9 protein-coding genes are annotated in these 12,983 nt (G+C 65.7%); 3 read left to right on the top strand and 6 right to left on the bottom strand.

Annotated features, from left to right (window positions below):
* The 5 genes from ACQR1W_RS32095 to ACQR1W_RS32075 all read right to left on the bottom strand — a co-directional run bounded on the left by ACQR1W_RS32095 (position 1) and on the right by ACQR1W_RS32075 (position 7,758).
* Positions 1–945, bottom strand: coding sequence for a bifunctional helix-turn-helix transcriptional regulator/GNAT family N-acetyltransferase (locus ACQR1W_RS32095; RefSeq protein ID WP_434854525.1), 945 nt, complete (start codon positions 943–945; stop codon positions 1–3).
* Positions 946–1,006: 61 nt separating this feature from the next.
* On the bottom strand, positions 1,007–1,576 hold the full coding sequence (locus ACQR1W_RS32090; RefSeq protein ID WP_434854524.1) for a glycosyl transferase: 570 nt from the start codon (positions 1,574–1,576) through the stop codon (positions 1,007–1,009).
* Positions 1,577–1,691: 115 nt separating this feature from the next.
* On the bottom strand, positions 1,692–3,299 hold the full coding sequence (locus ACQR1W_RS32085) for a PEP/pyruvate-binding domain-containing protein (protein WP_434854523.1): 1,608 nt from the start codon (positions 3,297–3,299) through the stop codon (positions 1,692–1,694).
* 10 nt (positions 3,300–3,309) lie between these two features.
* Positions 3,310–5,235 (bottom strand): hypothetical protein, encoded by a 1,926-nt coding sequence (locus ACQR1W_RS32080; protein ID WP_434854522.1) that lies wholly within the window; start codon positions 5,233–5,235, stop codon positions 3,310–3,312.
* Between the two features lie 105 nt (positions 5,236–5,340).
* On the bottom strand, positions 5,341–7,758 hold the full coding sequence (locus tag ACQR1W_RS32075; protein ID WP_434854521.1) for a phosphoketolase family protein: 2,418 nt from the start codon (positions 7,756–7,758) through the stop codon (positions 5,341–5,343).
* A 192-nt stretch (positions 7,759–7,950) separates the two neighbouring features.
* Between ACQR1W_RS32075 and ACQR1W_RS32070 the strand changes: the two genes are divergently transcribed.
* The 3 genes from ACQR1W_RS32070 to ACQR1W_RS32060 all read left to right on the top strand — a co-directional run bounded on the left by ACQR1W_RS32070 (position 7,951) and on the right by ACQR1W_RS32060 (position 11,900).
* Entirely contained in the window at positions 7,951–9,123 is a 1,173-nt protein-coding gene (locus ACQR1W_RS32070) for a PA0069 family radical SAM protein (RefSeq protein WP_434854520.1), read from the top strand.
* A gap of 284 nt (positions 9,124–9,407) precedes the next feature.
* Positions 9,408–10,220: a ribonuclease HII gene (locus ACQR1W_RS32065; protein WP_434854519.1), complete on the top strand. Its 813-nt coding sequence runs from the start codon at positions 9,408–9,410 to the stop codon at positions 10,218–10,220.
* A gap of 171 nt (positions 10,221–10,391) precedes the next feature.
* Positions 10,392–11,900 (top strand): glycosyltransferase family 39 protein, encoded by a 1,509-nt coding sequence (locus tag ACQR1W_RS32060; RefSeq protein WP_434854518.1) that lies wholly within the window; start codon positions 10,392–10,394, stop codon positions 11,898–11,900.
* Positions 11,901–12,015: 115 nt separating this feature from the next.
* Here ACQR1W_RS32060 and ACQR1W_RS32055 read toward each other — a convergent pair whose 3' ends face one another.
* Complete coding sequence (locus ACQR1W_RS32055) at positions 12,016–12,834, bottom strand: uracil-DNA glycosylase (protein ID WP_434854517.1); 819 nt, start codon at positions 12,832–12,834, stop codon at positions 12,016–12,018.
* Positions 12,835–12,983: the final 149 nt, after the last annotated feature.

Genomic DNA, 12,983 nt, shown 5'->3' with positions numbered 1-12,983 from the left:
CTACAGCTTCAGCTCCCAGGTCTCGCCGAGGAGATCGACGCCGAACGAGTGATGCGGTTCTTCGGCCACGAGCTCAAATCCCGCGCGGCGATAGATGTCGCGCGCGGCAACGAGGATGCTCTGCGTCCATAGCGCGATCTTCTTGTAGTTCTTCTCGCGCGCGAAGCGGATGCACTGTTCGACCAGTGCGCGGCCGACGCCGAGGCCGCGCGCTTTTTTCTCGACCAGCAGCAGGCGAATCTTCGCGACCTCGTTGCTGTCTTTGACCAGGAAAATCGAACCCACCGGTTCGCCCGCGATATCAGCGATCCAGCAATGCTCGTGCTCGGGGTCGAACCTGCGGAGGAATTGCGCGGTGATCTCCGCGGCCAGCGCTTCGAATGAGATGTCCCAGCCATATTCCTCGGCGTAGACGGCGGCATGGCGGGAGACCACCCAGCCGATATCGCCGGGCCGATGGCTGCGCAGCAGGAAGGCCGGCCGCGATGGAGCCTCCGGTTCCAGGATATCCTCGATCATTGCCATTGCCCCGATCAGCCGATCGCGATCCTGCCCGGTGAGGCCGCGCAGCATCGCGGCGATCTCGCTCTGCGAGCTGTGGTCGAGCTTGGCGAAGGCTTGGCGTCCCTTGGCGGTCAGGCTGAGCTGTTGTTGCCTCCGGTCGGAGGGCAGTGGTGTGCGACTGATCAGACTTTGCTCATCGAAGCTCTGGACGATGCGGCTGAGATAGCCGGGATCGAGTCCGAGCGTGAGGCCGATCTCCTTGGCGGAGATGCCCTCATGCTGGGCGAGCTCATAGAGCACCCGCGCCTCGGAGAGCGAGAACGGGCTGTTCAGGAGATGCTGGTCGAGCACCCCGAGCTTCTTTGTATAGAACCGATTGAACGCGCGCACCGCGGACACTTGGTCTTCGGAGGGCCGGCTGTTGGATGGCGGATTGAGCATGGGGCACCTCGATATTTGCCATTGTCAATGAATTGATTGACTTTGGCAAGTATCTGGCGTGTCAGATCATGACCATTCGGCTGCGCAGCATGGTGCGTGAAGGGCCGAGCTGACGGAGCAGTTGGGTCTCGGCGCGCCGGGCATTCGGGGCGTGACCGCCGAGCTGCCGGTAGTGGTCACGTGCGATCAACAGTCCCTGGTCGCCGAGCGGCCCGATCAGCGCGCGTGCGATCGCCTGCAGCCGGTCGCGGAAGCTGACCTCGGCATAGGGGGAGCGGGCATAGCGAAAGACGCCGGCGCGTGACCGGCCCGAGGCTGCCACGCTCTGGATGAACTGCGTGGTCTCGTCGATCCAGCCGTGATCGAGTACGGCGCCTGCAGGCAAAAACATCAGCCAGGGTGCCTTGGCCTGGGCTGCGCCGGCAGCAAGTGCGGCGGCGTGAGAGCCTTCGAATTGCAGGAAATGGCAGCCGGCGACGTCGGCCACCCGCTCCATCACGCTGGGATCTGATGAACGATCAACCAGCAGGACTTCGCTGATGACCCCGGCCGCTGCGCCCGGGACCAGCGCCGACAGAGTGGCGACCGCAGGCTGCTCGACCCCCTCCGTCGGAATGATCACACTCAACATGGTGCTGGCATCGTTGTTCAAGCGCCGTTGAGGCTTGTTATCACCTTGTCACAATCAAAACAGCCCGCTGCGCTGCAGAATTTTGCGGCAGGCGCGAAAAATGCGGAGCGATGGCTCACGCCGATTGCCGCGTCAGTGTCGACTCCTGATCCTCATTACGCCAGCGTGCGACCTCCGCGAGTTCGGCTTCCGGCCTGGTGGTGACGATCTCAAGCCGACCCAGATAGATCCGCCCGGTATCACCTTCGATGGTGACCCAGTCGCCGCCGACGATCTGGGTTGCGCCGAGCCGCGCGCGGTCGGCCTCGGGCTCGACCTCCATCGCCTCGCAGCCGACGATACAGGGCCTACCGAGCTGCCGGGCAACCAATGCGGCGTGCGACGTGCGTGCGCCGACCGAGGTGACGATGCCGGCGGCCACCGCAAATCCCGCGACATCGGCGGTCGATGTATCCGGCCGCATCAGGATGACAGGCTCACCTCCGGCGGCGAGCCTTTGCGCACTGACCGCGTCGAAGGCGGCACGGCCGGCTGCGATGCTGCCGGAGGCACCGATGCCAGTTGCGGCTGGCTCTCCGGCACCGGCGAGCCGGGTCTCGACCAAGGCGTCGAGGTCGATCTCGGCGAGCCGCGTCAGCGCCTCGTGCGGCGCGATCAGGCCCTCGTGCACGAGATCGATCGCGATCCGCAGCGCCGCGCGCGGCGTGCGCTTGGCGGCGCGCGTCTGCAGGATCCAGAGCTTGCCGTCCTCAACCGTGAACTCGACGTCCTGGACGTCGCCGAAGGCCTGCTCGAGCTGCTTCAGCACCGTGCCGAGTTCGGCGGTGAGCTTGGGCAGGGCGCGCGCGATCGTGTCTTCGGTGTCGGGGGTGCGGCGCCCGGAGACGACGTCTTCGCCTTGGGCGTCCAGCACCAGATCGACCATCGGCTGCGGTGCGCCGGTCGAGGGATCGCGGGAAAAGGCGACGCCGGCACCGGAGGCGAGGCCGCCATTGCCGAACACCATCGCCTGCACCGTCACGGCCGTGCCGCGCAGATGATCGAGGTTCTGCAGCTTGCGATAGGTCTGTGCGCGCTCGCTCATCCAGGACTGATAGACCGCGCGTGCGGCGGCCTCGAGCTGCGCTTCGGCATCCTCCAGCCAATCGTCGCTGCCGATCTCAACCAACGTCTGCTCCTCTGCCGCGAGTTGCTCCATCGCCGCGCTGTCGAGCTCGCGATCGGTGGCGACCTCTTCGCGCGCGATGAGCTCGCTCACGCGGGCCGCCAGCGGTGCCGGATCGAGGCCAAGCACGGTCTCCGAATAGCTTTCGATCAGGCGGCGGCGGCAGTCCCAGGCGAGCCGCGGTCGGCCGGTGGCGCGGATCAGACCACGCACTGCGGCCGACGTGCAGCCAACATTGAGCACGGTGTCGAGCATGCCCGGCATCGAGCGCGCAGCGCCGGAGCGTACCGAGACGAGCAGGGGACGGCGATGGTCGCCGAAGCTCTTGCCTGTCGCCTGTTCAAGATAGGTGATGCCGGCTTTCAATCCGTCGCGCAGCTCCCGTTCGGCCTGCGCTTTGCCGGCGATGATGTCGGCGCAGAGCTCTACCGGCAGCACGAACGCCGGCGGCACGGGCAGGCCGAGCGCGGCCATTCGTGCCAGATTGGCAGCCTTGGCGCCGATGATATCGGCCGAATGCTGTTCGGTTGCGATGCCGCCGATGCGGACGATAGGCATGAGCAGGTCCTTACGCTGAGAGATCGGTCATGATGTGCTGATGCAGCAGATGACCGAAGCCGGCGAGGCGATCGGTCGCGCGCTCGATGGCGCGCGCCAGCTCCAGCACCGATAACGACGTCGCGACGTCGAAGCCGCCGGCGAAGACCAGCGCGGTGATCGCGCGCTCCCCGGTATCTGCCGCGTGTTCGGTATCCATCAGGCGGACGACGGCGGCCAGCGCATCCTCGGCATCGGCCTGGCGCCCCTCGGGCACTTCGGCCGCAGCGGCCAGCCCGCTCGCCGCTGCCTCGATTGCGGCAATGGCGACGGCGCAGAGTTCGCACAGCGCGTCGAGCGGTTTGCCGCCGATGTGGTCCGGTGCCAGCGAGGCAATGAAGGCCGCTTGCTCCAGTTCGTCGATCGCCTCCTCAGCGCGATCGACCAACGCTTCGATCACAGGCTTGGCGTTGAGCCGGGTCACCTCCTGCCGGGCCTCGATCGCGATGCGATCCGCCTTCTGCTCGATCCGGCCGGCGCGCGCCGCGAGCAGCTTGCCTTCGCTGGGACGCCCGGCTTGCAGCGCGGCGAGGTGACGCGCCAATGCGGCGGCGACGTCGTGGGCAAGCCCGAGCTGGCGCATCACGATCGCGAGCGGGCCGCTATCGGCACGGTCGAGATGACGCACCAGATCGGCCTCGATCTGATCGCGGACCAGCCGCACCGAGCGTCCTGCCATGAGGCCCTCGGTCGAGGCGCGCAGCGCGCCCTTCAAGAAATCGACGGCTGCGTTGCGGCCGAGCGCCTGGTCCAGCCGCTCGCCGAAGCCGATCCGGTTAGGAGCGGCGTTGCGCACAGCAGAGCCGAGCAGCTCATTGCCGCCGAGCTGGAGAAAGGCGCGATGGCCGACGCGATGGCGGGCGGCCCAGTCGAGAATGCGGGTCGCGTCATCCTTGGCGACCCAGCTGCGCAAGAGCTTGCGCGCCTTGTTCCAGTCGATCAGGAACACCAGCGCCGCGCCAAGCGCGGCGAGGAAGTCGTCGCGTGCTGTCGCGCCGTCAACCTCGAATTGGCCGGTCACCAGGAAAAAGGCATTCTCCTCGCCGAGACCGGCGGCGCTGTGCCTGTCGAGGCCGCTCCAATGCGCGGCAAAGCTATCGAACAGCTGGATGAAGAATTTCGCCCGCACCAGATGCACGTCGGTGTAGGTCACCGTGACCGCGTTGTCCTTGACCGCGATCACCATGACATGGGCGTCGGTGGTGCCGATATCATTCTGGATCAGCAGCCGATCGCCCGAGCGGGTCGCCATGGTGTCGAGGCCCGGATGATCGAATTTCAGGGCGCGCGTGGCGTTGAGCCCGCGCATGAAGGCTGCAACCGTCGGACGGTCTGCGTCAGTGAGGCCATAGACATGAGCGCCGTCAAGCACCTCCTCGGCGCAGTCGGCGGCCATCCGGTTCAGCGCCTTGTGCAGATCCATCACCAGCCGATGCAGGCTGTCCGCGGTTTCCTGTGCGCTGGTGAGCCGTGCGACCCGGGCGAATTCGACATCGTTGCCGGCCTCGAGGAGTCCTGCGCTGCGAATGGCGGCGAGCCGCTTCTCGGCCGCGTCGCCCTCGGCAGGCCGGCCGCCCGCCACGGCGCGGATCATCGCGCGCGCGTCCTCTTCGATGTCCTTGATCAGCTTGGGAAGGCCTGGCGCGGCCAGGCGTCCGTTTGTCGTGCGATGCGCGCCGCTGATCAGCGCGGCGAGATCGGCCGATGCGATGCCTGCGGCGCGGCTTTCAGGCGACAAATCCGTCGGGGCTTGTTCGGGGGCCTGTGCGTGCTGGCTCGCGGCCTGCAGTGCGCTCAGGCGCACCTTGATGCGGTCGTTGGCGGCAAGACCGTCCGCGACCAGCTGCGGCAGCAGAATTCCGGCCTGGCCGAGCTCTTTGATGATCTGCGATTTCATGGCGGCATCGCTTCAGAGGAATGATGCCTCCACTCTTACCGACCGAGACGATCCGGCTGTTGCGCTAGATCATTCATCCTGCTGTCATATTAGTCGCTCTCCAGCTCATTCTCCCGCGTCCTGCGGCATGCGGCCGTCGGCGCTGTTCGGCCACACCCAGTCGCGGATCTCCGGCATGTCCTCACCGTGCTGGCGCACGTAACGGGTGTGCTCGATCAGCGCGTCACGGAATTTCTGCTTCACATGCGCGGCGGAGACGGCAAGCCCCGGCACGCGCTCGATGACTTCGATGGCGAGATGGAAGCGGTCGAGCTCGTTCAGCACCACCATGTCGAACGGCGTCGTCGTGGTGCCTTCCTCGATGAAGCCGCGCACATGCATGCCGGCATGGTTGGTGCGGTTGTAGGTCAGCCGGTGGATGAGATGCGGATAGCCGTGATAGGCGAAGATCACCGGCTTGGTCGTGGTGAACATGCTGTCGAAGTCGCGATCGCTGAGCCCGTGCGGATGCTGGTCCTTCGGCTGCAAGGTCATGAGGTCGACGACGTTGACGACACGGATCTTCAGATCCGGCAGCTCCTTGCGCAGCAGGTCGACGGCCGCGAGCGTCTCCAAGGTCGGGATGTCGCCGGCGCACCCCATCACGACATCGGGCTCCTGGTCGGCGGGCTCGGTACCGGCCCACGACCAGATGCCGATGCCCGCCTCGCAATGCGTCGCGGCCTCTTTCATGGTCAGCCATTGTGGTGAGGGCTGCTTGCCGGCGACGATCACGTTGATGCGGTCATAGGTGCGCAGGCAGTGATCGGCGATCCACAGCAGCGTGTTCGCATCCGGTGGGAAGTAGGTGCGGACGATGTCGGCCTTCTTATTGGAGACGAGATCGACGAAGCCGGGGTCCTGGTGGCTGAAGCCATTATGATCCTGCCGCCAGACATGCGAGGTCAGCAGATAATTGAGCGAGGCGATCGGCCGGCGCCATGGCAGATGGCGCGAGACCTTCAGCCATTTGGCATGCTGATTGAACATGGAATCCACGATGTGGATGAAGGCCTCGTAGCAGGAGAACAAGCCGTGGCGTCCGGTGAGCAGATAGCCCTCGAGCCAGCCCTGACAGAGATGCTCGCTCAGGACTTCCATCACCCGGCCATCATGGGCGAGATGCACGTCGTAGGGCTCGATGCCCTCCATCCAGACCCGGTCGGTGGCATCGAACACCGCATCAAGCCGGTTGGAGGCGGTCTCGTCCGGACCCATGATGCGGAAGTGTCGAGCGTCCGCATTCAGCTTGACGACGTCGCGCAGGAGCTTGCCGAGTTCGCGCGTCGCTTCGGCCACGACCTGACCGGGTGAGGGGACGTTGACTTCGAACGCATGATAGTCCGGCAGTTTGAGTTCGCGCTTGAGCAGCCCGCCATTGGCATGCGGATTGGCGCCCATGCGCCGCGGTCCGCGCGGCGCCAACGCCTGCAGCTCCGGCACCAGCCGCCCCTCGCTGTCGAACAGCTTGTCCGGCTGATAGCTCTTCATCCAGGATTCGAGCAGCGCGAGATGCTCGGCCTTGCCGCGCGGATCCGCAATCGGCACCTGATGGGCGCGCCAGAAGCCTTCGACCTTGAGCCCATCGACCTCCTTCGGCCCGGTCCAGCCCTTCGGGCTGCGCAGCACGATCATGGGCCATTTCGGCCGATGCACATCTGCGCCTGACTGGCGCGCGCTCTGCTGGATCGAGCGGATGCTGGCGAGCGCGACGTCGAGCGCATCCGCCATCATCCGATGCATCGCCTTCGGTTCGTCGCCTTCGACGAACAAGGGTTCATAACCATAGCCTTCGAACAGCTTGCGGACCTCGGTGTCGCTCATGCGGCCGAGCACGGTCGGATTGGCGATCTTGTAGCCGTTGAGGTGCAGGATCGGCAGCACCGCGCCGTCATGCGCCGGGTTCAAGAACTTGTTGGAGTGCCATGATGCTGCCAGCGGTCCGGTCTCGGCTTCGCCGTCGCCGACGACGCAGGCGACGATCAGGTCGGGATTGTCGAACGCGGCGCCATAGGCATGAACCAGCGCGTAACCGAGCTCGCCGCCCTCATGGATCGAGCCTGGCGTCTCCGGCGCCGCATGGCTCGGAATGCCGCCGGGAAAGGAGAACTGCCGGAACAGCTTGCGTAGGCCGTCGGCATCGCGCGCGATGTCCGGATAGATCTCGCTATAGGTGCCTTCGAGATAGGTGTTGGCGACCATGCCCGGCCCGCCATGGCCGGGGCCGCAGATATAGATGACGTTGAGGTCCTGCGCGCGGATCGCCCGGTTCAGATGCGCATAGATGAAGTTGAGCCCGGGCGTGGTGCCCCAGTGCCCGAGCAGGCGCGGCTTGATGTGTTCGGGCCGCAGCGGCTCGCGCAGCAGCGGATTGTCCAACAGATAGATCTGCCCGACCGACAGGTAATTCGCCGCGCGCCAGTAGCGGTCGAGCAGGTCGAGGTCGTCAGCCAGGATGTTTTGCTCGGTGGGGGTGATTTGCATGAGACCTCGCTGACCTCTTCCGTTTCGGGTGGCACACGGAAAGAGTGGCGGCGGACCGCCTCGTTCCATCGTGACGGTAGGATAGAACGGGATTGTGATAGCCGGCCTTGCGCTGGCGCAGAGCTTCGATCTTTTGTTCTTTGTTTGTGTTTTGTTCTTGATTTGTTCGGAGGTCGTGTTATGTCTTGGCCCATGAGCCGAGCATCTTCACATGCCCTCAAGCACCCGCCGGTCAAGGCGCCCTCCGAGCCGGCGGGTGCGTCCCAAGCTGCGGCCGATTTGCCCGAGCTTGCGGTCGCCATCGAGCGCGGCCGGCGACGGGGCCGGGGCGCACAATCCAATGCCAGCGGCCGTTACGAGGCTGAGGCGCGGGTCGTCTTCGACGACGGCTGGCAGAGCCTGGACGACCTGCCGCCGTTCAAGACCACGGTCGCGACCGACACCTCGCGCAAGGTCATCACCCGCAACGACTCGCCCGATATCGGTTTCGACCGATCGATCAATCCGTATCGGGGCTGTGAGCACGGCTGCGTCTACTGCTTCGCGCGGCCGACCCATGCCTTTCTCGGCCTGTCGCCGGGGCTCGATTTCGAATCCAAACTGTTCGTGAAGCCGGATGCTCCGGCGCTGCTGGAGAAGGAGCTTTCGGCGGCCGGCTACGAGCCGCGGATGATCGCGATCGGCACCAACACGGATCCGTATCAGCCGATCGAGCGCGAGCGGAAGGTCATGCGCGGCATCCTCGAGGTGCTGGAGCGGGTCGGTCATCCCGTCGGGATCGTCACCAAGTCGGCGCTGGTTGTGCGTGACGCCGACATCCTGGCGCGGATGGCCAAGAAAAATCTCGCCAAGGTCGCGATCTCGGTGACGACCTTGGACCCGAAGCTGGCGCGGACCATGGAGCCGCGGGCCTCGACGCCATCGAAGCGATTGGAAGCGCTGCAGCTTCTGTCCAAGGCCGGCATCCCGACCACGGTGATGGTGGCGCCGGTGATCCCGGCGCTGAACGACAGCGAGATCGAGCGCATTCTCGACGCGGCGGCCCATGCCGGCGTCAAGGAAGCCGCCTACGTTCTGCTGCGGCTGCCACTGGAGGTCCGCGACTTGTTCCGGGAATGGCTGCTCGAACATTACCCCGACCGCTATCGCCATGTCTTCACGCTGATCCGCGATATGCGCGGCGGCCGTGATTACGACTCGCAATGGGGCACCCGGATGAAGGGGACAGGGCCGATGGCTTGGATGATCGGACGCCGCTTCGAGATCGCCTGCGAGAAGCTGGGGCTGAACAAGCGCCGCGCGAAGCTGACGACGGATCATTTCGTCCGGCCGAAAGGCGGCGGTCAGCAACTCAGCCTCTTTTGAGCATTTCGGAGCATCTGTGTTGAAACGGCCGCGGTAGGTCGTGCGCGCTTGCAGTGCGAAGTGATGCCGGGATAGTAATCTACCGCCTGTCACAGGAGACTATCTGCATCTGGCGGTTGCGGTCGAAAATGCAGGAACTACCCGGTGATTGGAAAGAGGGGCAAGCCGTTGAGCCGCCTGCCTCTACCATCTCTCTCGAATGAGAAGTGCAAGAGCGTTGAATAGCGGGAATTGCGCGCAGTTCCTGGTTGCGTTGGCGGTATCCGTTGAGCACGATCCCGGCCATGATTCGGGATCAAGCCAAGAAGCCGGGCGCGCCTGCCAAAGCCGGAAAGAGCGGCTCCGAGGCCGCGTCTAAGGCGCGTGACGTCGCTGAGGCAAAGCCGGCCAAGGGCGTCATCGCCGTGGCGCCGCCGAGCTTCCGCCGCGAGCGCGCGCTGTTGAAGCAGGGGATCTGGCCGGTCGCGGGCTGCGACGAGGCGGGACGTGGGCCGCTGGCAGGTCCGGTGGTCGCGGCCGCTGTGGTGCTCGACCCCAAGCGCATTCCCAAAGGGCTGGACGATTCGAAGCGGTTGACAGCCGAGGAGCGCGAGGCGCTGTTCGAGAAGATCTGCAAGACCTCGGCCTTTGCCGTGGCCTTTGCATCGCCTCAGCGAATCGATCGTGACAACATCCTGCGGGCGTCGTTGTGGGCGCTCTCGCGCGCGGTCAGGGCGCTGCCGGAGCCGCCGAAGCACGTCTTCGTCGATGGCCGTGACCGCATCGACGTGGCCTGCGACTGCGAGGCGGTGATCGGCGGCGACGGCCTGGTGATGTCGATCGCGGCGGCCTCGATCGTCGCCAAGGTCACGCGCGACCGGCTGATGTGCGCGCTGGCGCAGGACTGCCCCGGTTACGGCTTCGAGCAGCACAAGGGTTACGCGGTGCCGGAGCACTTGGCGGCGCTCGACCGCCTCGGGCCGTCCGTTCATCACCGCAGCCTGTTCGCGCCTGTAGTGGCCGCGCGCCAGAAGCATCAGCCCTGGACGGTGATGCCAGAGCCTGATCTGTTTGCTGAGACGACAGTGGTCACGTCGGAAATCTCGGTCGGCCTCTGATCCCGATTGCCTCGGCGGCGCCACCGTCTTATGAGCTAGATCAGCCAACCAGTCCGAAGCGTCACTCCTCGCTAGGGATCGTCGGTCGCCTTGCCCGCGCGGTATCGATTGCCGGTAGCGGACAAGCGGCATTACCCGAATGAGAGACGATCGCAAGCGATCCAGCTATTCATGCGTTTCACATCCCTGGTCGTCGAACTGATCCGCGCCCGGCCGAGGCTGGTCGTGGTGATCGTGGTGCTCTGTCAGGCGGTGCTTTGGCTCGCGGTCGCAGTCCTGTTCTACCGCAGCCCGCCGAGCGATCTCGCCACGTTGCTCGCCTTCGGCCGGGAATATCAGGTCGGTACTGACCTCGGACCGCCGCTGTCGTTCTGGCTGGCCGACATCGCCTACCGCGCGGTGGGCAACCACATGGTCGGCGTGCACCTGTTGGCCGTGCTCTCCTCGGCAGTGACGTTCTGGGCGATCTTTCTGCTGGCCCGCGCGATCGTCGGCAGCCAGCACGCCGTCCTCGCGGTGCTGCTGACAATGACGGTGACCGCATTCGGCGCACCGACCCTTGAATTCGGTCCCGATATTCTGGCCCGGCCGCTCTGGGCGCTGTTGTTGCTGCACACGTGGCAGATCCTCGGACAGAACCGGCGCAACGCCTGGTTTGCCTGGTCGATCGAAGCCGGGCTGTTGCTGCTGACGACGTCGGCCGCCATCGGCCTGCTGTTGTTGATTGCTGGCTTTGCTGCCTCCAGCGGGCGAGGCCGGCGCGTCCTGACATCCTTTGATCCGTTGTTCGCGCTCCTGGTCGTGCTGGCCTTGGCGCTGCCCTATCTGATCTTCGTGCTGCGTGCCGACAGCACCATTTGGCCCGCATTGCCGGCGCTGGCAGAGCTCGGCGCGCGCGCCGAGCTCTGGCTCTCACTGCTCGGCGGGCTGTTGCTCGCGATGGCCGCCATCCTGTTGCTGGTCGTACTCAATTCGAACCGGGTCAGCCGCGATGAGACCGACGCGCCGATCATCTATCGGCCTCCGGTTGCGCCGCTCGCACGCGACTTCGTCTATTGCTTCGCGCTCGCACCACTGCTGGCCTTCAGCCTGCTCTCCGGTCTGTTCGGCCGCGATACCGTGATCAGTGGCGCCGGCGTCACCTTGATGATGTCAGGATTGGCCGTGGTGGTCGCGTCGGGCGATATCATTCGCCTGCGGCGGCAGCGGCTGTTGCGCGCGGTCTGGGCGGCCGCGATTGCGGCCCCCGCAGTGCTCGTGGTTGGGGCGACCATGGTGCTGCCTTGGATCGGCGGCAGCGAAGTGCATACCGCGATGCCGAGGCGCCAGATCGCGCAGTTTTTCGTCGAGAGCTTTGCCCGCCGCACCAATCAGCCGCTGCGCGCGGTCGCCGGTGATCCCGAGCTTGCGAGCCTGATCGCGCTCGGTCGCAGCCGGCCGCATCTGTTCCTGGACGCAACCCCGCAACGGACCCCGTGGGAAACGCCGGCGCAGTTCGCCGAGACCGGTGGCGTCGTGGTCTGGCGTGCGGCGGACACCATCGGCACGCCGCCGCCGGAGATCGCGCAGCGTTTTCCGGGCATCGTCCCCGAGGTGCCGCGCTCGTTTGATTGGCTGATCAACGGTCGGCAGCCGCTGCTGCGGATCGGCTGGGCGATCGTGCGGCCGAAAGGGAAGTAGCTTGCCGTCATTCCGGGATGGCGCGTAAGCACCAGACCTCAGATGCGCAATTGCGCATCGGGGAATCTCGAGATTCCGGCCTCGATGCTGCGCATCGCCCCCGGAATGACAGGGATCAATTGCTAAGCACCTTTGCGATCGCGCGCAGATCCTGCCAGGACAGCCGCTTGTAGGACGGCGAGCGCAACAGATAGGCCGGATGGAAGGTCGCCATCGCGCGGATCACCCGCCTGCCGGTGTCGTATTCGAGCCAGCGGCCGCGGGTGCGCATGATGCCCTCGCGGGTGCCGAGCAGCGCTTGCGTCGAAGGATTGCCGAGCGTGACCAGAACGTCCGGGTCCACCAGTTCGATCTGCCGTTGGATGAACGGCAGGCAGATCTGGGTCTCCTGCGGCGTCGGCGTGCGATTGCCCGGAGGGCGCCAGGGGATGACGTTGGCGATGTAGGCCTTGCTGCGATCGAGTCCGATCGCGCCGATCATGCGGTCCAACAGCTTGCCGGAACGGCCGACAAAGGGCAGCCCTTCAATGTCCTCGTCGCGGCCGGGCGCCTCGCCGACGAACATGATGCGGGCCTCCGGGTTGCCGTCGGCGAACACCAGCCGTGTGGCGGTATTTTTCAGCGAACAGCCGTCGAAGGTCTCGAGCAGGGCGCGGAGCGCCTCCAGGCTTGGCGCGGTGCGCGCCGCTTCGCGCGCCGAGGCAATCGCGGCATCGGGCGGAGGCGGCGGCTCGGCGCGCGGCGGAATAATCGCGGGCGCTGCACGGAACGGTTGCGGCGGCGGTGCTTCACGGGCTACAGGAGCGCTGGCCAAAGGCGCAGGCTCCGGTTCCGCCAGCCGGTTGACCGGGGCGTCGTCGAGCGCGCAGTCGACGCCGGCCTCCACGTAGAAGGCGAGCAGCTGCCTGATGTCGGGGATGGGCTCGGGTGTCATGGCGATGGTCGGTCCATGCCACTCTACGCCGCCTTGACCCAGGACGGAATGCATTTCCGCGGTTGTTCTTCCGGGAAAAATCGGAAACAAGAGGGCGAACAACCCGAACTTCAAGGGAAGAAACGCTCGCAAAAGGGCTGAGATCGTAA

The organism is Bradyrhizobium sp. HKCCYLS1011 (genome assembly GCF_051167795.1).
Lineage (GTDB): Bacteria > Pseudomonadota > Alphaproteobacteria > Rhizobiales > Xanthobacteraceae > Bradyrhizobium.
Note: the sequence above shows the minus strand (reverse complement) of the source record. Positions and strands in the feature narration are given on the sequence as shown.